This is a genomic window from Pectobacterium punjabense, from assembly GCF_012427845.1.
GTDB classification, from domain to species: Bacteria; Pseudomonadota; Gammaproteobacteria; order Enterobacterales; family Enterobacteriaceae; genus Pectobacterium; species Pectobacterium punjabense.
Genome location: NZ_CP038498.1, coordinates 1,530,417 through 1,552,420, shown reverse-complemented (window position 1 = coordinate 1,552,420; position 22,004 = coordinate 1,530,417). Strand labels below are relative to the sequence as shown.

At 51.8% G+C, this 22,004-nt stretch carries 20 protein-coding genes, 2 tRNA genes and 2 other RNA genes; 13 read left to right on the top strand and 11 right to left on the bottom strand.

What is annotated here, in order from left to right; genetic code table 11:
• Positions 1–84 precede the first annotated feature (84 nt).
• From galE to E2566_RS06900, 11 genes are all read left to right on the top strand, one after another.
• Positions 85–1,104: a UDP-glucose 4-epimerase GalE gene (galE, locus tag E2566_RS06950; protein WP_107169847.1), complete on the top strand. Its 1,020-nt coding sequence runs from the start codon at positions 85–87 to the stop codon at positions 1,102–1,104.
• A 367-nt stretch (positions 1,105–1,471) separates the two neighbouring features.
• Positions 1,472–2,518, top strand: coding sequence for a galactose-1-epimerase (galM, locus tag E2566_RS06945; RefSeq protein WP_107169846.1), 1,047 nt, complete (start codon positions 1,472–1,474; stop codon positions 2,516–2,518).
• 151 nt (positions 2,519–2,669) lie between these two features.
• On the top strand, positions 2,670–3,122 hold the full coding sequence (locus E2566_RS06940; protein WP_107169845.1) for a hypothetical protein: 453 nt from the start codon (positions 2,670–2,672) through the stop codon (positions 3,120–3,122).
• A 74-nt stretch (positions 3,123–3,196) separates the two neighbouring features.
• A complete protein-coding gene (locus E2566_RS06935) occupies positions 3,197–3,547 on the top strand; it encodes a copper-binding protein (RefSeq protein WP_107169844.1) in 351 nt (116 codons plus the stop codon).
• Between the two features lie 12 nt (positions 3,548–3,559).
• Positions 3,560–4,819: a TolC family protein gene (locus E2566_RS06930; RefSeq protein WP_107169843.1), complete on the top strand. Its 1,260-nt coding sequence runs from the start codon at positions 3,560–3,562 to the stop codon at positions 4,817–4,819.
• The gene (locus E2566_RS06925; RefSeq protein WP_107169842.1) at positions 4,816–6,327 is read left to right on the top strand and encodes an efflux RND transporter periplasmic adaptor subunit; all 1,512 of its coding nucleotides are present in this window, start codon (positions 4,816–4,818) and stop codon (positions 6,325–6,327) included. The genes E2566_RS06930 and E2566_RS06925 overlap by 4 nt, the downstream gene beginning before the upstream one ends.
• Positions 6,324–9,461, top strand: coding sequence for an efflux RND transporter permease subunit (locus E2566_RS06920; protein ID WP_107169841.1), 3,138 nt, complete (start codon positions 6,324–6,326; stop codon positions 9,459–9,461). The genes E2566_RS06925 and E2566_RS06920 overlap by 4 nt, the downstream gene beginning before the upstream one ends.
• Before the next feature lie 137 nt (positions 9,462–9,598).
• The gene (gene gpmA / locus E2566_RS06915) at positions 9,599–10,351 is read left to right on the top strand and encodes a 2,3-diphosphoglycerate-dependent phosphoglycerate mutase (RefSeq protein ID WP_005973959.1); all 753 of its coding nucleotides are present in this window, start codon (positions 9,599–9,601) and stop codon (positions 10,349–10,351) included.
• Positions 10,352–10,464: 113 nt separating this feature from the next.
• Positions 10,465–11,379 carry a LysR family transcriptional regulator gene (locus E2566_RS06910; RefSeq protein ID WP_107169840.1) on the top strand — a complete coding sequence of 305 codons (915 nt, stop codon included), beginning with the start codon at positions 10,465–10,467 and terminating at the stop codon, positions 11,377–11,379.
• Positions 11,380–11,540: 161 nt separating this feature from the next.
• On the top strand, positions 11,541–12,155 hold the full coding sequence (locus E2566_RS06905) for an FMN-dependent NADH-azoreductase (protein WP_107169839.1): 615 nt from the start codon (positions 11,541–11,543) through the stop codon (positions 12,153–12,155).
• Between the two features lie 31 nt (positions 12,156–12,186).
• Positions 12,187–12,576: a DoxX family protein gene (locus E2566_RS06900; RefSeq protein ID WP_107169838.1), complete on the top strand. Its 390-nt coding sequence runs from the start codon at positions 12,187–12,189 to the stop codon at positions 12,574–12,576.
• A 171-nt stretch (positions 12,577–12,747) separates the two neighbouring features.
• Here the strand turns inward: E2566_RS06900 and aroG are convergent, their stop codons facing one another.
• Entirely contained in the window at positions 12,748–13,803 is a 1,056-nt protein-coding gene (aroG, locus tag E2566_RS06895) for a 3-deoxy-7-phosphoheptulonate synthase AroG (RefSeq protein WP_107169837.1), read from the bottom strand.
• A 294-nt stretch (positions 13,804–14,097) separates the two neighbouring features.
• Between aroG and zitB the strand changes: the two genes are divergently transcribed.
• Positions 14,098–15,060, top strand: coding sequence for a CDF family zinc transporter ZitB (zitB, locus tag E2566_RS06890; protein ID WP_107169836.1), 963 nt, complete (start codon positions 14,098–14,100; stop codon positions 15,058–15,060).
• Positions 15,061–15,067: 7 nt separating this feature from the next.
• On the opposite strand, the gene pnuC is transcribed toward zitB, so the two are convergent.
• Entirely contained in the window at positions 15,068–15,793 is a 726-nt protein-coding gene (gene pnuC / locus E2566_RS06885; RefSeq protein ID WP_107169835.1) for a nicotinamide riboside transporter PnuC, read from the bottom strand.
• Between the two features lie 58 nt (positions 15,794–15,851).
• Positions 15,852–16,913: a quinolinate synthase NadA gene (gene nadA, locus E2566_RS06880; RefSeq protein WP_107169834.1), complete on the bottom strand. Its 1,062-nt coding sequence runs from the start codon at positions 16,911–16,913 to the stop codon at positions 15,852–15,854.
• A gap of 215 nt (positions 16,914–17,128) precedes the next feature.
• On the opposite strand from nadA, the gene E2566_RS06875 reads away from it, so the two are divergent.
• Entirely contained in the window at positions 17,129–17,527 is a 399-nt protein-coding gene (locus E2566_RS06875; protein WP_107169833.1) for a YjaA family stress response protein, read from the top strand.
• A 14-nt stretch (positions 17,528–17,541) separates the two neighbouring features.
• Here the strand turns inward: E2566_RS06875 and E2566_RS06870 are convergent, their stop codons facing one another.
• The 8 genes from E2566_RS06870 to tolB form a co-directional block, all read right to left on the bottom strand.
• Entirely contained in the window at positions 17,542–18,258 is a 717-nt protein-coding gene (locus E2566_RS06870) for a DUF554 domain-containing protein (RefSeq protein WP_107169832.1), read from the bottom strand.
• A 231-nt stretch (positions 18,259–18,489) separates the two neighbouring features.
• A non-coding RNA gene (locus E2566_RS06865) (RtT sRNA) lies at positions 18,490–18,600 on the bottom strand.
• Between the two features lie 123 nt (positions 18,601–18,723).
• A tRNA-Lys gene (locus E2566_RS06860) sits at positions 18,724–18,799 on the bottom strand.
• 60 nt (positions 18,800–18,859) lie between these two features.
• A non-coding RNA gene (locus E2566_RS06855) (RtT sRNA) lies at positions 18,860–18,988 on the bottom strand.
• A 15-nt stretch (positions 18,989–19,003) separates the two neighbouring features.
• Positions 19,004–19,079, bottom strand: a tRNA-Lys gene (locus E2566_RS06850).
• Between the two features lie 175 nt (positions 19,080–19,254).
• Positions 19,255–20,031: a cell division protein CpoB gene (cpoB, locus tag E2566_RS06845; RefSeq protein WP_107169831.1), complete on the bottom strand. Its 777-nt coding sequence runs from the start codon at positions 20,029–20,031 to the stop codon at positions 19,255–19,257.
• A gap of 9 nt (positions 20,032–20,040) precedes the next feature.
• Positions 20,041–20,550: a peptidoglycan-associated lipoprotein Pal gene (gene pal / locus E2566_RS06840; RefSeq protein ID WP_010299226.1), complete on the bottom strand. Its 510-nt coding sequence runs from the start codon at positions 20,548–20,550 to the stop codon at positions 20,041–20,043.
• Between the two features lie 40 nt (positions 20,551–20,590).
• Positions 20,591–21,883 carry a Tol-Pal system beta propeller repeat protein TolB gene (gene tolB / locus E2566_RS06835; RefSeq protein WP_107169830.1) on the bottom strand — a complete coding sequence of 431 codons (1,293 nt, stop codon included), beginning with the start codon at positions 21,881–21,883 and terminating at the stop codon, positions 20,591–20,593.
• Positions 21,884–22,004: the final 121 nt, after the last annotated feature.

The following is a 22,004-nucleotide window of genomic DNA, read 5'->3' as shown; positions in this document are numbered from 1 at the left end:
TAACAGAGGCAGATTCTCGCTGTAGATCACCTTTTTCAGTATCTAGCCATGTTATTTTGCAGCATTGCGATAATAGAGGTCATTATGAACGTTCTCATCACTGGTGGTAGCGGTTACATAGGAAGCCATACTTGTGTACAATTGCTGGCGACCGGACACACTCCCATCATTCTCGATAACTTGTGCAACAGCAAAGCTAGCGTCGTTAAAACCATCACACGTTTAACCGACAAAACGCCCATTTTTTATCAGGGAGATATCCGCAACAGCGCACTGTTGGACGACATTTTCGCTAAACATTCCATTGATTCCGTCATCCATTTTGCTGGCTTAAAGGCCGTGGGTGAATCCGTACGTGAGCCGCTGAGTTACTATGACAATAACGTCAACGGTACGCTCGTACTGGTTGAGGCGATGAAGAAAGCCGGCGTAAAAAACCTGATTTTTAGCTCTTCCGCCACCGTCTATGGCGATCAGCCACGCACACCTTATCAAGAAAGTTTCCCAACGGGACACCCTGCTAGCCCTTATGGCCGCAGCAAGTTGATGGTCGAGCAAATTCTGCAAGACTTGCAGCATGCCGAGCCGGAATGGAGTATTACACTGTTACGCTATTTCAACCCGGTTGGCGCACATCCATCGGGTGAGATGGGTGAAGATCCGCAGGGTGTGCCCAATAACCTGATGCCTTACATCGCTCAGGTTGCTGTCGGACGTCGCGACTCGCTGGCGATTTTCGGTAATGACTACCCTACCGCTGACGGCACTGGTGTACGGGATTACATCCACGTTGTCGATCTGGCCGACGGTCATATCGCCGCCATGAATACCCTGCAAAATCGTGCTGGTGTGCACATTTACAACCTCGGTGCTGGCGTAGGCTACAGTGTATTGCAGGTCGTCGAGGCTTTTAGCCAAGCCTGTGGTAAACCGCTCGCTCACCATTTTGCTCCCCGTCGTCAGGGCGATCTGCCCGCTTATTGGGCGGATGCCGAACGTGCAGCGAAAGATCTTAACTGGCGGGTCACACGCTCATTGCAAGAAATGGCGCAGGATACCTGGCGCTGGCAATCCAAGCACCCCAACGGGTACGACGAAGAATGACGGCGTTTTTTCACGCTGAGTGACAGATAAGGGAAGATAAGCAGAACTGATTCATACCGTTGACAACCCATTTACGGAACAAGAACGGTGATAATGGGATAGAAGAGTAAAGCGTCCGCGCCAGGGACAAAAACGTCAGGAACGTTTTTGAGCGTCGCTTGCGGCGACCCCAAAAGGGTGAATCTCAGGGATGAGATTCATATCTGCGCGGCTCGAGCTTACAGGGACGTACTTGCAGCGTCTTTACGATCTACCCATTAACACCGCTCGACGTACTTTGTCAGCAAACTCCTTTCTGCTTAATTTCCCAACATTACAACCATCGGCCAACCTTCTCTATCTTCTCAGGCCTCTACAGGAGCAAGTCATGTTGAATGAAAGTCTTAGCACGCTGGCACCCGATGGTCAGCCGTTTCAATTAACGACCTTGCAGAATCAAGCAGGCATGCGCGTGCGCCTGATGGACTGGGGTGCAACCTGGCTTTCCTGTGAGCTGCCGCTACCAGAGGGTGAGGTGCGAGAAGTCTTATTGGGCTGTGCATCGCCCGAGCAGTATCCGCGACAAAACGCTTATCTCGGTGCATCGATTGGCCGCTATGCCAACCGCATAGCCAAAGCAACATTCAGCCGAGAGGCCGAAACCTTCAATTTGGTTCCAAATCAGAACGAGCATCAACTGCACGGTGGCCCGGAAGGCTTTCATGCCCGCCGCTGGCGAATTACGAGTCAGGATGCAGCGCAGGTGACTTACCAGTTGCACTCACCGGATGGCGATCAGGGGTATCCAGGGCACCTCAATGTTCAGGTCACCTACACGCTGACCGAACATAACTCGTTAGAAATCTCGTATCAGGCTACCGTGGAGAAAGCTTGTCCTGTCTGCCTGACCAACCACGCCTATTTCAACCTGGATGGCGATCTGGCTGATGTACGTAAGCACCAGTTGCAGCTATTTGCCGACTATTATTTACCCGTCAATAGTGCAGGCATTCCCAACGCCGACCTGACGTCGGTAAACGCGACTGGCATGGATTTTCGCCAGCCCAAAACGCTAGAGGAAGATTTCCTGCGCGATAGCGATCAAATGGCTGTTGGCGGCTACGATCATGCCTATTTATTGCATCGCACCTGTGGCTCCAGCGAAAGCCCAGCAGCCAATTTATGGTCATCCGATGGCCGCGTGCTGATGAGCGTTTTCACCAGCGCTCCCGCCTTACAGCTCTATAGCGGCAACTTTCTGACCGGAACACCCTCACGAGACGGCGGCCAGTATGAAAACTATGCCGGTGTCGCACTGGAAAGTGAATTCCTGCCAGACAGCCCGAATCACCCCGACTGGCCGCAGCCCGACTGCTGGCTGAAACCGGGGAAAGTCTATCGCTCGGATACCACGTACCAGTTCCTCATCCAGTAACCGTACGATTAAATATAATTAACTCATTGATAACATTGGCAGATGACTATCTGCCAATTTACAAACCGGCTTTACAAAACTATGCCATTCCCCGCTTGCCCCCTTCCTGCCCAGACGCTTACACTGCCACGACATCCAAAAAGGAAATGCCATGTCCGCATCATCACGGTCTCCATTACTCATTCATCATCTGCGCCACAAAGGCAGGTGGGGATGGCTATTGGCACTGTGCTGGCTTTTCCTGAATGCACAACTGGCTATCGCAGGTCATCAATGCGATATAACGCTCAGCCAGACACCTCCTGCGATCCAGCATCAAGCACATCTGCAACAGACTGACGTTCAGCCGCAATCCTCTCACGCTCACCATGCAGCGAAAGCCTCTTACGCTGCAGACCAGCAAACACCGCTGTGTGAAAAGCACTGCGTGCCGGATAGTGTGAAGCAGGATAATGGATCGCTGGCATTGTTAGCGCTGCCAGTCAGTAACGAACTGGTTTTAGCGGATAACCCAATCACGCTTAATCAGGCATGTGATGCCTGGCTCTCTCCTCCTGCGGCTGGCCCTCCGGCTGAGATCCGCTTCTGTCGATTCAGAGAATAACCCAAGATATTGATAACGCCTGCGCCATCGAGCGCAACACCTTGTTTATCAATGACTTTTATTGGGATTATTTTATGCGTATCACTTACACTGCCGTTATCAGCAGCCTGATTCTTTCTGTTTCTTCCTTCGCCTTCCCAGTGTGGGCAAACGACCACCAGCATCACGCGATGATGCATGCCAACTCGCCTGCGATCGCTGCCGTTTATCAGACAACCGGGATTGTTAAACAGTGGAACACCGATAGCGTCACGCTCTCTCACGCCCCGGTTGCCGACCTGAAATGGCCCGCGATGACAATGGCATTCATGCTGCCATCTAGTAGCGAGATAGCGCCGCTCGCGGTCAATACGCCAGTCACGTTCAGCTTTATCCAGAACGACAGCGGCTACACTCTGACCGCGATTACGCCACAGCAGCCTTAACCGGAGCACATCATGAACATATCCAAACACGACGCTGCGCGCGCGTGTCTGGCGATGTTGCTGTGGCTGCCTGCCGCAATCTTTGCGGCAGATCTGAGTCTTGATCAGGCTTTACAGGCAGCGGAGCGTTACTCCGCCGATCTGTCAGCTAATCAACACCAGATTAACGCGCTACAAAACATGGCCGACTCCGCTACACAACTTCCCGATCCCAAACTGAAATTTGGCGTTGAGAACCTGCCATTGGGCGGCAACAACGGTAGCCGACTCACGCGGGAAGGCATGACGATGCAGCGTATCGGCGTCATGCAAACCTATGTCAGCAGCCGTAAGCGTGATAGCAAGGCGCAGGCCATTCGGGTAGAAGCCGATGCGCTGCAAAGTAATAGCGAAAGCATCCGTGCTCGCCTGCAACGAGAAACCGCGCAGGCATGGCTGGATCTGGCGCTTTCACGCAAAGCGTTGAGCGAGGTCACGATGCTGGTCAACGAAAGCCAGCGCCAGATCGCCTCGCAAAAAGCGAGTGTGGCGGCAGGCAGCGAAGCCAGTAGCGTTCTGGATGCCCGTCTGACGCTGGCAGCCATGCAGGACAGGCTGGCCGACGCCGAGCGAGATACCCGTATCGCACACGCCCGGCTGGTACAGCTTACCGGTATCGCGAATATCAACGTACACGGCGAGCTTCCTCGTTTTGAACGGCTGCCAGCCTCACCAGCGCTACTCAGCAGCGCCATTCATCAACACCCGGAAATGCAGCAGGCACAGCGCGAAGCAGAGCTAGCTCAGGCTCGCTCTGCACAGTCAGCCGTCGCTGCCATCCCCAATGTTGATGTTGAGGTCTATTACGCGAAGCGTGGGGACGATTACGACGATATGGCAGGCATGATGGTGACGGTCGATTTGCCGCTGTTCAAATCCAAACGTCAGGATAAAGACTACGCCGCTGACGTATCACGCAGCATGGAAGCACGTGACAGAGTACTACTCACCGAACGAGAACATCAGGCGCAACTTGATACGCTAATTGCTCAATATCAAGCCGCACAGTCACGCTGGCTGCGTCAAAACAACGACACGCTCCCTCTCCAACAGCAGCGCATCAAAGTGATTCAGGCTCAATATCAATCCGGCAGCAGCAATCTCTCCGCCGTACTGGATGCCCGCCGAGCGCTGCTCGAAAGCCGGATTGCCGTTCAGGATACCGCACGAGAGATGGCGCAATATTGGGCCGCCATCCGCTACCTGACGCCACAAGGAAACCCTACGCGATGAGCAAAATAGTCATAAGAAAATCACTGATGTTTAGCCTGATAGTGCTGGCTATTCTCAGCGCGGGTGGCGCGGGTTATCTGGTAGGTAACCAGCAAACGCCGCACTCACCTTCTACCGCCGCGCCAGAACGGTCGGTTCTCTATTGGTACGACCCAATGGTGCCGGATAAGCGTTTCGATAAGCCGGGAAAATCGCCCTTTATGGATATGGAACTGGTTCCCCGCTACGCCGATGACGTACAGGAAGACGGCGGAGTCGCCGTCAGCGCCCGCCAGCAGCAAAATCTTGGCGTTCGCACAGCCCGCGCAGAAATGCGCGAACTTGCCGACCACAGCACAAGTTATGGCACCGTTACGCTCAACGAACGCGGATTGCACATGCTGGTCGCACCCAGCGGTGGCATTGTCGAGAAACTTTCGGTCAACGCGCTGCAACAGCAGGTGAAGAAAGGCGAAACGCTAGCCACATTGTGGAACCCGGCCTGGGCGGCGGCACAGCGCGAATATCTGGCGGTACGGCAGTTAGGCGACGACGTACTAACCCAAGCGGCACGCCAGCGACTAGCACTGCTATTCATGCCGGAAGCCATTATTCGACAGGTCGAGCGTAGCGGAAAACCGCAGGATAGGATGACGATTACCGCGCTGGAAGATGGCTATGTTAATAAGTTGGAAGTGCGGCAAGGTATGCAGTTAACTCCGGCTCAGCCGCTATTCGAGCTTGCCAGCTTGAACCCAATTTGGGTAGATGTCGATTATCCCGAGGCGCAGGCCGCGCAGCTCACGATCGGCAGCGATATCAGCGCCGCCAGTAGTGCCTGGCCGGGTAAAACCTTCCATGGAAAAATCAGCGAACTACTCCCTGTGCTGGATAGCACGACGCGCACGTTAAAAGCACGCGTCGTACTCGACAACCCGCAACAGCAGCTTAAACCCGGCATGTACCTGACAGTACAACTTTCTCACACACAGGCCTTGCCACGTCTGGCGATCCCACAGGAAGCCTTGTTAGTTAGCGGTAGCCAAAATCGGGTTTTACTGAGCGACGGCAGCGGTCATTTCACCCCGCGTAACGTGACCACGGGCGCATCGTTAGGCGATTGGGTGGAAATCATGGATGGACTGAAAGAAGGCGACAGTGTAGTGACCTCCGGTCAGTTCCTGATTGACTCCGAAGCCAGCCTACGCAGCGCCCTGCCCCAATTTGCTGCCGATGCATCTACACCACCAACAACATCGGCAACGCCCGACGCTCCCGTTGGCTATCAAACTCAGGGAGTGATCAAAGCGATAAATGGCAATCAGGTCACCATTGAGCATGAAGCCGTTCCAGCACTCAACTGGTCGCCGATGACAATGGATTTCACGCTACCCTTGTCAGGGCTGCCACAGGGTGTGGGGATCGGTAGCACCGTCAGTTTCCAGTTCAATATGGACGACAGCGGGATTCACGTTCTGCATTTTTTACCCGCTAACGATCCACATACCGGGCACGGAGGTCACTCATGATTGCCTTCGTGATCCGGTGGTCACTCAAAAACCGCCTGCTGGTTTTACTGGCAGCGCTGTTCATGGCGGCATGGGGTTTGCTTTCTCTGCAAAAAACACCGCTGGATGCCCTGCCCGACCTGTCTGACGTTCAGGTTATCATTCGCGTTAGCTATCCGGGCAAAGCGCCACAGGTGGTGGAAAATCAGGTGACCTATCCACTGACGACCACCATGCTCTCCGTTCCGGGAGCCAAAACGGTACGGGGCTTCTCCATGTTCGGCGATGCCTACGTCTATGTACTGTTTGAAGATGGCACCGATCCCTACTGGGCACGATCTCGCGTGCTGGAATACCTTAGTCAGGTACAATCCAGCCTACCTACCGATGCGAAAACCTCGCTTGGCCCGGATGCCACCGGCGTCGGCTGGATCTACGAATACGCACTGGTCGATCGCAGCGGCAAATACAGTCTGGCCGATCTACGCGGCTTTCAGGACTGGCTGTTGAAGTATGAGCTGAAAACCGTTCCCGATGTAGCGGAAGTCGCCAGCGTGGGCGGTATGGTCAAACAATATCAGATCGTCGTTGACCCGGAACGTATGCGGACGCAGAGCATTACCCACCAGCAGATCGTGACTGCCGTTCAGGCAGCCAATCAGGAAAATGGTGGCTCCGTGCTGGAGTTAGGTGAAGCCGAGTACATGGTTCGCACCACCGGTTACCTGAAAACCGCGCACGACTTTAACCATGTGGTGATTACCATCCGCAACGGCATTCCCGTGCTATTGCAAGATGTGGCAACGCTCCGTGAAGGCCCGGAGATGCGGCGCGGTATCGCCGAATTGAATGGTGAAGGCGAAGTGGCGGGCGGCATCATCGTTATGCGCTATGGAAAAAACGCACTGAATACGCTGCATGCCGTCAAAGCGCGGTTACAGGAGATACAAAAAAGCCTGCCCGCAGGCGTGGAGATCGTCCCAACCTACGATCGCTCGCAGTTGATTGAACACGCCATCGACACCCTCAGCTTCAAACTGCTGGAAGAGTTTGCCGTCGTTGCGGCCATTTGCGCCCTGTTCCTGTTTCACTTTCGCTCAGCGTTAGTGGCGATCATCAGCCTACCGCTCGGGATTCTGGGAGCGTTTATCATCATGCGCTATCAGGGTGTGAACGCCAACATCATGTCGCTGGGTGGTATCGCAATTGCCATCGGCGCGATGGTAGATGCCGCGATTGTGATGATAGAAAACATGCATAAAGTCATTGAACAGTGGCGGCATGAAAACCCCGGAAAACAGCCGCAGAATAATGAGTGGTGGCAGTTAGCAGAAAGGGCAGCCGTGGAAGTTGGCCCCGCGCTGTTTTGCAGCCTGCTGATCATTACGCTGTCGTTTGTACCGGTGTTTTCACTCGAGGCACAGGAAGGTCGCATGTTTTCACCGCTGGCCTTTACCAAAACCTATGCCATGGCCGTCGCCGCCGGATTGGGGATTACGCTGGTGCCGGTATTAATGGGGTATTTCGTACGCGGAAAGATACCGGACGAGCAGGCGAATCCGATAAACCGCTGGTTGATCGCGCTCTATCACCCGATACTGCAAAAGGTACTGAACTACCCGAAGACCACGCTGCTGGTTTCCGCTCTGCTATTACTACTGACGCTATTTCCTCTCAGCCGTTTGGGAAGCGAATTTATGCCGCCGCTGGATGAGGGCGATCTGCTGTATATGCCTTCCACCCTGCCCGGCATTTCCGCGCGTGAAGCCGGTCGTCTACTACAACAAACGGACAGGCTGATTAAAACCGTGCCCGAAGTCGAGTCGGTCTTCGGCAAAGCAGGCCGTGCCGATACGGCGACTGACCCTGCGCCGCTGACCATGCTGGAAAGCACGATTAGACTGAAACCGCGCGACCAGTGGCGTGAGGGCATGACCATGGACAAACTGGTTGCCGAATTGGATCGTACCGTCAATCTGCCGGGTATCGCCAACGTGTGGGTTCCGCCGATTCGCAACCGGCTAGACATGCTGGCTACTGGCATCAAAAGTCCGGTAGGTATTAAAGTTAACGGAAACAATTTGGAGGATATCGAACGTACCGCCGCGCAAATCGAGCAGGTGGTAAAACAGGTTCCGGGCGTGACGTCTGCGCTGGCGGAACGGTTAGCGGGTGGACGCTATATCGATATTGATATCGATCGCCAGCGTGCCGCACGTTACGGCGTGTCCGTCGAGGAACTTCAGTCGGTGGTCGCGACGCTTATCGGCGGGCAAAACATCGGCGAAACCATTGAAGGTCGTCAGCGTTATCCCATCAACATCCGCTACCCGCGTGAATTACGCGATTCGCTACAAAAATTGCGCGACCTTCCCATTGTGACGGCCAATGGCAGCAGGGTCACGCTGGCTGAACTGGCCAATGTTCACGTCAGCGAAGGACCTCCCATGCTGAAAAGTGAAAACAGTCGACTGTCGGATTGGATTTATGTCGATCTACGCGGCCGCGATCTGAAATCTGCCGTTGAAGACATGCAACGGGCTGTCGCCCAGCAGGTCATGCTGCCTGAAGGCGTGTCGTTAAGCTGGTCCGGTCAGTTTGAGTATCTGGAACGCGCCACGGAGAAAATGAAAATCGTCGTGCCCTTCACGCTGCTGATCATTTTTGTGCTGCTGTATATCACCTTCAACCGCATCAAAGATGCACTGCTGATTATGGCAACCTTACCCTTCGCGCTCATTGGCGGCGTCTGGCTGATCTATCTCCTCGGCTATAATCTTTCTGTCGCGGGTGCCGTGGGCTTTATTGCACTGGCGGGGGTATCGGCGGAATTTGGCGTCATCATGCTGCTGTATCTCAACCATGCAGTAGAAAAACATCGGGTGTCGGGTCAGGCGCTGTCACGCCAACAGCTGATGGATGCCATCCACGAAGGGGCCGTTCTGCGCGTACGCCCGAAAATGATGACCGTGGCAACGATTATGGCAGGGCTGCTGCCCATCATGTGGGGCGGCGGTAGCGGTTCCGAAATCATGCAGCGTATCGCCGCGCCGATGATTGGTGGCATGGTCAGCGCTCCTCTGCTGTCAATGCTGGTGATTCCGGCAGTTTATCTGCTATTACACAAGGGAGATTCCGGTTTGCTGAAACGGTAAAGCCTGAGCGTGATTTTACGCAAATAACCTGCGGATAAATCACGCTTGCCATCGACTATCGATTGCCGATAACCGCTCTCCCCCCCTATAATGAAATCAGTTATCACAGAAATCTTAGGATAGGAAGGAGTTTAGCTATGGCTGTAACTAAGCTAGTACTGGTAAGACACGGTGAGAGCCAGTGGAACAACGAAAACCGCTTCACAGGCTGGTACGATGTTGATCTGTCCGACAAGGGCCGTTCAGAAGCCAAAGCCGCAGGTCAACTGCTGAAAGACGAAGGTTTTGCCTTTGATTTCGCGTATACCTCCGTGCTGAAACGTGCCATTCACACACTGTGGAACGTACTGGACGAGCTGGATCAAGCCTGGTTGCCAGTTGAGAAATCCTGGAAACTGAATGAGCGCCACTACGGGGCGTTACAAGGTCTGAACAAAGCCGAAACCGCTGAAAAATACGGTGACGAGCAGGTTAAACAATGGCGTCGTGGTTTCGCCATTACGCCTCCAGAGTTGACGCGTGATGACGAACGTTTCCCAGGCCATGATCCACGTTATGCAGCGCTGAGCGACAAAGAGCTGCCGCTGACTGAAAGCCTGGCGCTGACCATCGAACGCGTTGTGCCTTATTGGACCGAAACCATCCTGCCACGCATTAAGAGCGGTGAGCGTGTCATCGTTGCGGCTCACGGTAACTCACTGCGCGCACTGGTGAAATACCTGGACAATATGGGCGAAGATGAAATTCTGGAACTGAATATCCCAACTGGCGTGCCGTTGGTATATGAGTTCGACGAGAACTTCAAACCAATCAAGCGTTACTACCTGGGCAACGCGGACGAAATCGCCGCAAAAGCTGCCGCAGTAGCGAACCAAGGTAAAGCGAAGTAATTTACCGTTGAAATAAATAAACCCGGCCTGTGCCGGGTTTTTTTATTTCATAATCTTCAGCACGGACATTCACAATCAATGCCTCATTGATAAAAAGACGAGGGTTACTTTGTATGATAAATGGAGTATCGCTTGATCAATTAAGAACATTCATCGTTGCTGTTGATGAAGGAAGTTTTTCCGCAGCAGCACGCAAACTCTATCGCGCGCAGTCGGTCATCAGTGATTTGGTGAGTAACCTCGAAGCCCAAATGGGCGTTCAATTATTCGATCGCTCTGGACGATATCCCAAACTCACTCCGGCAGGGCAAGCCTTGCTGGCCGATGCACGCGGCATCGTAACCTCCGTCGATTTCATGAAAGCACGGGCAAAGGGGTTATCAGAAGGGCTGGAAGCAGAGCTTTCCGTTGTCGTCGATGTGCTGTTTCCTATTGCCACTGTCGCTGCTATTGCAAACGAGTTCAAACAGCGCTTTCCCGGCACGCCTCTTCGGGTGTTCGCTGAGGCGCTAGGAGCAACCTATCATCGCGTGCTCGACGGGACAGCGGCAATCGGGGCTGTCGCAGCGTTGCCAAGTGCTCTTGCCTCACTAAGCACTGAGCACCTTGCTGGCATCACGCTGGTTATGGTCGCTTCACGCCATCATCCGTTGGCTGCATTCAGGGGATTCATCCCTAAATCGGAACTGGTAAAGCACGTGCAGCTTGTCCTTACCGACCGAACAAACCTATCCGAGGGGATTGAATATGCCGTTATATCCTCATCTACCTGGCGGCTCACGGACTTATTTACCAAGCATGCTTTTCTTCTTAGCGGGCTAGGCTGGGGCGGTATGCCATTGCATGTGGTACAGCGCGATCTTGCAGAAGGAGAGTTAGTTGAACTGATGCTTGAAGATATCCCGCCTGAGGGAATCTTTGTTCCGATGTCCACCATCTACCGAACAGCTGCGCCTCCCGGCCCTGCCGGGCGTTGGTTCCTTGACCGCCTGAAAAGTCTTCATGGGGAAGCAACCACGGGCCAATAAACGCTCAGGCTAACACCTACCTATCGCAGAAACCGATGGATTCCTTCGGAAAATATCGGGTTTTCGGGTGTCTTTGGCGCAAATATACTGACATGGAAACGATCGGTGCCTGATCGTTGTGCTTATTCGTTATGCTACGAAACAAGTCAGGAAGCCACCTTATGAAAATTCTTCATATCGATTCCAGCATACTCGGCGACTATTCCGTCAGCCGACAACTTTCTGCCGATATTGTCGCAAGGCTGCGTGAGTTACACCCAGGTTCCGAGATCGTCTATCGCGATCTTGTCGAAGATGCTGTGGGTCATCTTTCCGGAGCGTATATGGCCGTGGTTCGCGGTGGTGGAAATCCCGATCCGCAGTTGAGTGACGAAATTGCCCATGGCGATGCTTATATCAACGATCTCTTTGCTGCCGAGATCATTGTCATTGGTGCCCCCATGTATAACTTTACCGTCCCTTCCCAACTCAAAGCCTGGATTGATCGCGTCGTTATCGGCGGACGCACATTCGCCTACGGGCCCAACGGACCACAAGGACTAATACAGAAAGGGAAGAGGCTGTTCATCGTCTCAACTCGCGGCGGAACTTACAGTGGCGATAGTACTATCGCAATGCTTGAGCATCATGAAACGTATCTGAAGGCCGTGCTTGGTTTTATCGGTCTGACCGATGTAACGATCATCCGCGCCGAAGGCTTGGGCCAAGGAAATGAAGAGACGAAATCTGCCATCATCAGCCAAGCAAAGCTCAGTATTGCTAGTTTAGAAGCCTAACAACGCCGACCTACCAAGAAAGGGAATCGCCATGGAAAAGAACGCTTCAATCATTTCAGCAATTGGTCGTGCTCTCATTGCAATTGTTTTTGTGATCAGCGGCCTTAGCAAGATCGGGGCATCAGAGGCCACCCAAGGCTACATCGCCTCGGTTGGTTTACCTTTTCCTCTTCTCGGTTATTTGATCGCCTTAGTGGTCGAAATCGGTGGAGGAATGCTTCTACTTATTGGTTACCGCACGCGTGTGGTTGCGCTCGTTTTGTCCGCCTTTACTGTTGCTACTGCCCTGTTTTTTCATCATAACTTTGCCGATCAAAACGCGATGATTAACTTTCTTAAGAACATCATTATTGTCGGGGGATTACTACAGATTGTGGCTTTTGGACCGAGTAAATATAGCCTCGATGCAAAACGGAACTAATTGAGAAGTAAAGCATTATCGCTAGAGATAAAAAACGAACCGAAAGGGAATAAAGGTGGGTATGCATCATTAACGGTAGTGTTAGCCTGGTTTTCATTTTCGCGAGCTGAAAAACTCAAGGCTTTCACTGCCGTTTTTTTATTGGCGTGCCGGATAGCACGCCATTCGATGTTACTTATTGCGGCGCTCGCGTACGGCAGAGGCTAACTGGCGCAGTAGAGACTCCGTATCTTCCCAGCCAATACAAGCATCGGTCACGCTACGGCCATAAACTAGCGGCTCACTACTTTCCAGATTCTGGTTACCCTCAACCAGATGGCTCTCCACCATCACGCCCATGATCGCTTTTTCACCCTGTGCAATCTGTCCACAAACATCAGTACAGACTTCCATCTGTTTTTTGAACTGTTTGCTGCTGTTCGCGTGGCTGAAATCGATCATGACCTGCGGAGTCAAACCGGCTTTTTCCAGACCTACTTTCACATCCTTAACATGCTCTGCGCTGTAGTTCGGCGTTTTACCGCCACGCAGGATGATGTGGCAATCGTTGTTACCGCTGGTATTCACGATAGCCGAATGTCCCCATTTGGTGACAGAGAGGAAGCAGTGTGGCGCACTGGCGGCGTTGATTGCATCAATCGCTACTTTGATGGTGCCGTCGGTGCCGTTTTTAAAACCGACAGGACATGACAGACCAGATGCCAGTTCTCGGTGTACCTGAGATTCGGTTGTACGTGCGCCAATAGCGCCCCAGCTCATCAGATCCGCCATGTATTGCGGGGTAATCATATCGAGGAATTCACCGGCAGCGGGTAAACCAATATCATTAATTTCCAGCAGTAACTGGCGCGCAATACGCAGGCCATCATTGATCTGGAAACTATTATCCATGTGCGGATCGTTGATTAGCCCTTTCCAGCCGATCGTCGTACGCGGTTTTTCAAAATAAACGCGCATAACCACTTCCAGATCGTCACTCAACTCGTTACGCAGCGTCAGCAGACGCGCGGCATACTCTTTCGCCGCTTTCGTATCGTGGATCGAGCAAGGACCAATCACCACCAGCAGGCGATCGTCATTGCCGTTAAGAATTTTATGGATAGCTGTACGCGCGAACGATACCGTTTCCGCGGCCTTATCCGTGGCTGGAAACTTTTCTAGCAAAGCAACCGGCGGCAAAAGTTCATTGATCTCTTTAATTCTTAAATCGTCATTTTGGTAATTCATAAATAAATCCATCGGTTCCGAAACGGTATGTTAGCCCCATCCAATACGCGCCATCCCGCCTGTGCGGGCAGACTGAGAAACGGGATGTTTCATATTGAAGATTGATTATTATATGTCAAGCTGGTGTTATCAGGACGCTGAAATCAGCGGGATTTACGCGATCAAATGCTCTCAGATGCCGCATCCATCCTATTTTCACTAGAAAATAGCCCAACCGCCAGGTCGGTGAACACAGGATAGGCTTTCTCTGTGGGTTTCAATAAAATGGGATAAAACCGCAACTCAGGGTGATTTATGGCACATAACCACAGCCACACGGAATCGGGCAACAGTAAACGTCTGCTGGCCGCGTTTATCATTACCGCCACGTTTATGGTTGCTGAGGTCATTGGCGGTCTGTTGTCCGGTTCCCTCGCGCTGCTTGCGGACGCGGGTCATATGCTGACGGATGCAGCGGCGCTGTTCGTCGCGCTTATCGCCGTGCGTTTCGCACAGCGTAAACCCAATGCTCGCCATACCTTCGGCTATTTGCGGCTCACCACCCTCGCCGCCTTTGTGAACGCGCTAACGTTGATACTGATTACTGCCTTCATCTTCTGGGAGGCGATTCAACGCTTCTATGACCCCCAGCCCGTTGCTGGCGTCACTATGCTGCTTGTCGCTATTGCCGGGTTGCTGGCGAACATCGTGGCCTTTTGGCTGTTACACCACGGTAGCGAAGAAAAAAACATTAACGTCCGCGCGGCAGCCCTACATGTGCTGGGCGACCTGCTAGGCTCCGTCGGTGCGATTGCTGCTGCCGTCATCATCCTTTATACCAACTGGACGCCTATCGACCCGATTCTCTCTATTTTGGTGTCATGTCTGGTACTACGCAGTGCATGGTCGTTATTGAAAGAAAGTATTCACGAACTGCTGGAAGGCACACCGAGCCAACTCAGCGTTGAGGTTCTACAGAAAGATCTGACGCTGAATATCCCTGAGGTCAGGAATATCCACCATGTGCATTTATGGCAGGTTGGCGAAAAACCAATGATGACGCTGCATGCGCAGGTGGTTCCACCTCACGACCACGATGCGTTATTAAGACGTATTCAGGAATATTTGCTGAAGCAGTATCAGATTACACACGCGACAATTCAGATGGAATATCAACGCTGTGATGATGACCATTGCTCTTTTCATCAGGAAAACCATCATTCAGCTATTCATGATGGTGAAAAGCATGATGCAGAAGGTCATCACCACAAGCATTAAGTTTGGATTACACGCCGTTTGAAACCGCGCTGACGCGGTTTTCCTGCGCACTCTTAATCCACAGCCAAGAGCCGTTCAGGGCAATCAGCGTCAGGATCGCGTATTCTACTGCCATCGCGTACACGCCCTGATAAGCAAAAATCACCACGCTTATCACATCAATCACCACCCACAGCAGCCAATTCTCGACGTATTTGCGCGTCATCAGGATCATCGCCACGATCGACAACACCATCATGGTAGAATCCCAGAATGGGAATGCATCCGGCTGGAGATTAGGCATCTGCACCGCTAACCCGAGTCCCTGCATACCAGAAACAGCGATACGCGTCAGCACGGCAAATACCGCATCAATATAGAACGTCATCAAGCCAATTGCGATAATACAGGCCACCGACCAGCCAATCAGCTTCTGCACCGGTAGCCAACGGATGCGCAACTCTACTTCCTGCGCATCTGTTTTACGCGTCCAGGCGTACCAACCATAAATATTGGCGGCAAAGAAGAAAATTTGCAGTAACAGGCTGGCATACAGCTGGATCTGGAAAAAGATCACCGCAAACAGCGTGACGTTAATCAGCCCAAACAGATAGTTGATGGTTTTTTCCTGACTCGCGAACCAGATACACAGCAGGCCAAACAACGTGCCGATCGCTTCAATCCAGGAAAGGTCGTATCCCCCTTCCCCCAACGGAATATGAATTAAAATATTACTGGTACTAAAAAAATCCATCTCACCACCCTGTCTCAATTATTGTAAGAAATGTCTATCAAGATGCTCAAGATCGCCGTCAGGCATTCCCTTTCACACGCAATTTTAGCGAAGCTGCAAAATCCAGCATGCGATTCAACGGGATTAAAGCGCCTTCTCGCAGGGCTGCATCTACATGAATCTCATGTGCATGGCCACCTTGCTCCAGACCGTTAGCAATCGCCTCCAGCCCATTCATCGCCATCCACGGACAGTGGGCGCAGCTGCGGCAGGTTGCCCCTTCTCCTGCGGTCGGCGCTTCCAGCAACGTTTTCTCCGGGCAGGCCTGCTGCATCTTGTAGAAAATGCCGCGATCGGTCGCCACAATCAGTTCGCGCTGTGGCAGCGTCTTCGCCGCCTGAATCAGCTGGCTGGTTGACCCAACGGCGTCAGCCATCTCTACCACGCTCTGTGGCGATTCTGGATGAACCAAAATTGCCGCATCGGGGTACAGGATCTTCATGCGCTTCAGCGCCTGCGTTTTAAATTCGTCATGCACAATGCACGCGCCTTGCCAGCACAGGACATCCGCCTGCGTCTGTTTTTGTACATAGCTTCCCAGATGGCGATCCGGTGCCCAGATAATCTTTTCTCCCAGGCTATCCAGATGTTCGATCAACTCCACCGCAATGCTGGATGTCACCACCCAATCTGCACGCGCTTTTACCGCAGCAGAAGTATTGGCATACACCACCACGGTTCGGTCTGGGTGCGCGTCACAAAAACGGCTGAATTCATCGACGGGGCAACCAAGATCGAGTGAACACTCTGCTTCCAATGTAGGCATCAGAATCGTCTTTTCTGGGTTGAGAATCTTGGCCGTCTCTCCCATAAAGCGAACCCCTGCCACCAACAGCGTCGATGCCGAATGGGTGCTACCAAACCGCGCCATTTCCAGCGAATCCGCCACACAGCCGCCCGTTTCTTCCGCCAGCGCCTGAATTTCAGGATCGGTATAGTAATGCGCAACCATGACCGCGTTTCTTTCCCGCAGCAGTGCCTTTATCCTGTTACGATAGTGCTGTTTTGCATCAGCCGATAATGGCTTGGGCTTTGGCGGAAAGGGATAAATAGTCTCATTGCTATCAAAAAGCATACTCATTATGGATTTCCACGATGACAACTCGGGTTGCAACACCTGATACTGATTTAGCATCAGCATCGGAGTTTTTTATCCTAAACAAAATACCGAAAACACGTCGTAAAGTCGCGGTATTTTTTCGAGGTTACGCACCATTTTGTTTATTATGCTTAAAATAATGAGATGAAATGCGTGAAAGACATTATCTGTAGAAGAGAGACAAGGAGATAAATGGCATGGCCAGCCTCTATATCAGAATATATCGCGATACGCTGATGGTCAGAAACGTGGACACGAAAAAAGAGGTCACCGAGCAATCAGAAATACCTTTTACAACCGCGCGTCTACTGCTCGGGCAAATGATTCCCGCAATGACACTATTGGCTCGGCTCGCACCCAAGGTTGCGGCCAAACGATGGGTTGGGCTATTCACTTCGCACAAGGTCATCATCCATGCCATGGAGATGAATGAAGGCGGACATAGCCAGGTCGAATTTGCCAGTTACATGGAGCTCGCCAGGAGCATCAGCCCGCAAGGAAAGCATATTTATGTGTGTAGCAAAAATGTGCCGCTTACCGATCAAGAAGTGATACAAATCTTTAGCGGCAACATCCCCTCGATCGTCAGCCGCTAACCAGCCGTCGCGCATCAGGCGAATAACCGATGCCAATAGAGAGAGAGCGGAATAATCAAAACCAAAGCGGGGAGAAAGTTAACTACCGCAAAGGATTTGATCTGCGCAATCCGTAGTCCAACGGCAATCATGATAATCCCACCACAGGCAGAAAAGTCCCCCATCGTGATGTCTGTCATAAAGGGCATGATCAATTTGGCGGAGAAGAACAGCAGCGTCTGGACAATCATCTGCGGTATCGCAATCGACATCACGGCAAGACCAAGCGTGATGGAAAAGATCAGTGCAGTGAAAATATCCAAAGCAGATTTGATAATCAGCAGTTGATAATCACCGGTTAACCCTTCCGTCAACGCCCCAACTACGCCAGTGCCGCTGGCACAAAACAGGACGATTAACGCGGTAAAATTCTGAGTGTAGACATCCTGCGGTAAACGGTGCTCCTGTGCAGGCAGAACGCGGTTTAATCCTTTTTGAATTATCGTACCTGCCCGCTGCACGGCGGACTCCATCCGTAGCAGTTCTCCTAACGCCACACCAATCACAATAGCCAGCGCCACCGCCGGCAGTTGCTGGACTTTAACAACCAGCGTAATACCCATTGCAATCGATACCATCGCAAACGCCGGGGGCAGGCCATCCTGCAAGCGTTGGGGAATAAAACGACGCAAAGCAATACCCAGACCACTACCAATCAAGATAGCGGCACCATTAATCAACGGACCAATCATATATCTTCCTAAACAGGGCTATACGCGCTTCCCTGTGGCAATGACTCCATCCCTGCTCAATAGGATTAGAAAACAGTTCCTGACGGGTTATACAGTCCATAGAGAGGGGCAAAGACCTAATATATTCCAAAGCCTTAACGAGCAGGGAATGATAATGGTTTTATCTTATCGACACAGCACGTGCGCTAGCCATAACGTGAGTTTCTTTGAGGGGGAAATTTACTACCGATATGGTGGGTCTTGCAGAATGACTCAGCCTTCAGGATCAGCGCTGACGCGTTGCTGTCTCGCTTCGCTCGGCTCGAACCTAAGCGCAGGTTATTCGCCTTATTCTAAGGCTCACCCTTGCAGGGTCAACGCAAGCGTTGTTCAAAACCATTTTCAATGGTTTTGTCTCACCTACACGACACGTGCAATATGTAATTTAAAACGAATTTATTCAAGGGAGGAACTTTACTGCTGAAGTGGTGGGTCGTGCAGGATTCGAACCTGCGACCAATTGATTAAAAGTCAACTGCTCTACCGACTGAGCTAACGACCCGCAATGCGGAACTGCTTTGATACTTACCGATACTACAACTACATTAACTACATTTGAAATTGGTGGGTCGTGCAGGATTACTCGTCCTACGGACTCGCCCTTCGGGCCAACGCTTTCGCGCTGTTCAAAATCGATACTACCGATTTTGTCGAACCTTTCGGTTCTCATCCATCACGATTCAAAATCAATTATCAAACTTGAAATTGGTGGGTCGTGCAGGATTCGAACCTGCGACCAATTGATTAAAAGTCAACTGCTCTACCGACTGAGCTAACGACCCAATTTCATGCTGCTTTAGCGTTTCGCTGTTTGCCTTGGCAACGGCGGCACATATTACTGATTTAAATTTTCAGCGCAACCTATTTTCTTAAAAAACTGTTTGATTGCTTACTCTTAAGACGTTTAGGCACAAAAACCGCGCATGATGCGCAATTTTTGTGCCAATTAATACGGTATTACGATCCCGCTAAACGCTTTTGCGCTTGCTTTGCACTTTCCGTATTGGGGTACATTTTTACAACTTGCTGGTAAACGGCTTTGGCTTTATCAGCCTGACCTTTTTCCTGCATGATCACCCCAACCTTCAGCAAGGCTTCGGAACTTTTTGGTGACTTGGGATAATTTTTAACAACATTGGCGAAATAGTACGCAGCATCGTCCTTTTTCCCCTTGTTGTAATTCAACTGACCAAGCCAATAGTTGGCATTTGGTTGATAGGTTGAGTCTGGATACTTTTTGACAAATGCCTGAAACGCGCTGATAGCCTGATCGTACTGTTTTTTCTCCAGCACGAGCGCAGCTGCGGCATTATAGTCGCTATTCGCATCACCCGTACTGGCCGGTGCAGCCGTATTGGCCGCACCGGTGTCAGTACCCGCAGCAGCGGCAGGTGTGCCGCCTGTCGTCGGTGTAGAAGATGATTGCGAACTTAATCCATCAATCTGCTGATAAATCTGTTTTTGCCGTTCAACAATCTGATTCAACTGATACTGACTTTCCTGGATCTGCCCACGGAGGCTGTCCATGTCTCGCTGATTATCAGAGATCTGCTGTTGAAGTTGAGTTAAAAGCTGACTGTGAGCGTTAGAAATACGCTCCAATTGAGTGACACGGTCTTCGACCGAGCCTGAGCCGACATTACTGATTGGCGCTTGGGCAGTAGCGGCCCAAGGGACCGCTACGCCAACCAGTAACGACAGACCCAACAGGTGACGTCTGAAGTTACTGCTCATGCGATTCTCTTAATATACCAGAACGGCACGACGGTTTTTGGCATAGGCCGCTTCGTCATGACCGAGAACAGCTGGTTTTTCTTTACCGTAAGAAACGATAGAGATCTGATCGGAAGAAACGCCTTTACCCTGCAGGTACATTTGTACCGCGTTGGCACGACGCTCACCCAGAGCGATGTTGTATTCTGGCGTACCGCGTTCGTCCGCGTGACCTTCGATAGTCACTTTGTAAGACGGGTTGCTACGCAGGAATGCAGCGTGGGCGTCCAGCATCTGAGCAAATTCAGAGCTCACATCGTATTTGTCCAGACCGAAGTAAACGATGTTGTTGCGCTGTAATTCTTGCATCTGCAAACGAGCTTGCTCAGAAGAAGACATGTTACCGCCGTCCATCATGCCGTTGTTACCCGCACCCATGGAAGATTGGTCATTGTCCGCGTTCTTGTTGGAGCTACAAGCGGCCACTGCCAGTACCGGCAGAGCCAACATCAGGCCTTTCAGCACTTTATTGAATTGCATTTCTTATGTCCTTTGACGAGTTTATTGTACATATCTGTACTTATAGATACGGCGACCAGGCAGGGAATTTAACCTGTCCATCAGTAGCCGGAAGACGCGCTTTGAAACGGCCATCGGTCGAAACCAGCTGTAGCACTGAACCCAGCCCTTGTTTGGAACTGTAGATCACCATCGTGCCATTCGGTGCGATACTTGGCGTTTCGTCCAGGAACGTGTCCGTTAATACTTGTACGGCACCCGTTACCAGATCCAGTTTGGAAATATGCTGAGCCCCACCATTCGAGCTCACCGTTACCAAAAATTTCCCGTCGGCGCTCACATCGGAATCCTGATTCTGAGAACCTTCCCAGGTCAGGCGTTGTGGTGCACCGCCGTTAGCATTAACTTTGTAAACCTGAGGACGACCAGCCTGGTCTGAAGTATAGGCCAAGGTTTGGCTATCTGGGAACCAGGTTGGTTCCGTGTTATTGCTGCGGCCATCGGTCACCTGACTGATTTGACCCGAGCCCAGATTCATCACATACAGATTCAGGCTACCACTCTTAGACAGAGCAAACGCCAGTTTACTGCCATCAGGAGAGAAAGAAGGCGCACCGTTGTGACGAGGGAAAGACGCAACCTGACGGATTGCACCATTTGCCAACGTTTGGATAACCAGCGCAGAGCGACCGCTTTCAAACGTTACATAAGCGAGTTTGCTACCGTCAGCGGACCAGGCCGGAGACATCAGCGGCTGTGGTGAACGATGAACAACGAATTGGTTGTAGCCATCATAGTCGGCAACGCGCAGCTCATAAGGGAACTGACCACCGTTAGTCTGAACAACGTAAGCGATACGGGTACGGAACGCACCTTTGATACCACTCAGTTTTTCAAACACTTCATCACTGGCCGTGTGCGCAGCATAGCGCAGCCACTGTTTGGTCACCTTGAACTGGTTCTGAGCCAGTACGTTCCCCGGGTTACCAGAAGTATCGACAAGCTGGTAAGAAACCAGATAGCTGCCATCGGCACTCGGCTGAACCTGACCAACAACCACCGCATCAATACCCAACGCCGTCCATGCAGCAGGCGTCACTTCAGATGCCGTTGCGGGCTGCTGTGGCATACGGTTTGCGTCGATAGGGTTGAATTTACCGCTATTACGCAAATCAGCACCTACGATGCCGCCTACGTCTTCAGGCGCAGCACCCGGACCCGCCCATTTGAACGGAACCACGCCGATAGGACGTGCAGAGTCTACCCCTTGGGTAATCTCTATACGTACTTCCGCGTGCAGCACCGCTGCCCACAGCATTAAAAAGCTTACTGCAACTTTCAGTACTTGCTTCATCTCATCTCCCTTATCCAGACGCGAAGTCTACGATAAATTAGCAGAATTTTAACAAAAACAAACCAATGTCAACAAAACAACATAACCTGGTTTATTTACCATCGTAATAATCTTAAATCTA

What these genes read in the sequence shown, in the direction of transcription:
- E2566_RS06905 (WP_107169839.1), top strand. Translation starts at nt 11,541, where the DNA reads ATGAAAATTCTTCATATCGATTCCAGCATACTCGGCGACTATTCCGTC.
- E2566_RS06940 (WP_107169845.1), top strand. Translation starts at nt 2,670, where the DNA reads ATGTCCGCATCATCACGGTCTCCATTACTCATTCATCATCTGCGCCAC.
- cpoB (WP_107169831.1), bottom strand. Translation starts at nt 20,031, where the DNA reads ATGAGCAGTAACTTCAGACGTCACCTGTTGGGTCTGTCGTTACTGGTT.
- galM (WP_107169846.1), top strand. Translation starts at nt 1,472, where the DNA reads ATGTTGAATGAAAGTCTTAGCACGCTGGCACCCGATGGTCAGCCGTTT.
- E2566_RS06935 (WP_107169844.1), top strand. Translation starts at nt 3,197, where the DNA reads ATGCGTATCACTTACACTGCCGTTATCAGCAGCCTGATTCTTTCTGTT.
- E2566_RS06925 (WP_107169842.1), top strand. Translation starts at nt 4,816, where the DNA reads ATGAGCAAAATAGTCATAAGAAAATCACTGATGTTTAGCCTGATAGTG.
- tolB (WP_107169830.1), bottom strand. Translation starts at nt 21,883, where the DNA reads ATGAAGCAAGTACTGAAAGTTGCAGTAAGCTTTTTAATGCTGTGGGCA.
- pnuC (WP_107169835.1), bottom strand. Translation starts at nt 15,793, where the DNA reads ATGGATTTTTTTAGTACCAGTAATATTTTAATTCATATTCCGTTGGGG.
- gpmA (WP_005973959.1), top strand. Translation starts at nt 9,599, where the DNA reads ATGGCTGTAACTAAGCTAGTACTGGTAAGACACGGTGAGAGCCAGTGG.
- E2566_RS06875 (WP_107169833.1), top strand. Translation starts at nt 17,129, where the DNA reads ATGGCCAGCCTCTATATCAGAATATATCGCGATACGCTGATGGTCAGA.
- nadA (WP_107169834.1), bottom strand. Translation starts at nt 16,913, where the DNA reads ATGAGTATGCTTTTTGATAGCAATGAGACTATTTATCCCTTTCCGCCA.
- E2566_RS06900 (WP_107169838.1), top strand. Translation starts at nt 12,187, where the DNA reads ATGGAAAAGAACGCTTCAATCATTTCAGCAATTGGTCGTGCTCTCATT.
- E2566_RS06870 (WP_107169832.1), bottom strand. Translation starts at nt 18,258, where the DNA reads ATGATTGGTCCGTTGATTAATGGTGCCGCTATCTTGATTGGTAGTGGT.
- galE (WP_107169847.1), top strand. Translation starts at nt 85, where the DNA reads ATGAACGTTCTCATCACTGGTGGTAGCGGTTACATAGGAAGCCATACT.
- pal (WP_010299226.1), bottom strand. Translation starts at nt 20,550, where the DNA reads ATGCAATTCAATAAAGTGCTGAAAGGCCTGATGTTGGCTCTGCCGGTA.
- E2566_RS06910 (WP_107169840.1), top strand. Translation starts at nt 10,465, where the DNA reads ATGATAAATGGAGTATCGCTTGATCAATTAAGAACATTCATCGTTGCT.
- zitB (WP_107169836.1), top strand. Translation starts at nt 14,098, where the DNA reads ATGGCACATAACCACAGCCACACGGAATCGGGCAACAGTAAACGTCTG.
- E2566_RS06920 (WP_107169841.1), top strand. Translation starts at nt 6,324, where the DNA reads ATGATTGCCTTCGTGATCCGGTGGTCACTCAAAAACCGCCTGCTGGTT.
- E2566_RS06930 (WP_107169843.1), top strand. Translation starts at nt 3,560, where the DNA reads ATGAACATATCCAAACACGACGCTGCGCGCGCGTGTCTGGCGATGTTG.
- aroG (WP_107169837.1), bottom strand. Translation starts at nt 13,803, where the DNA reads ATGAATTACCAAAATGACGATTTAAGAATTAAAGAGATCAATGAACTT.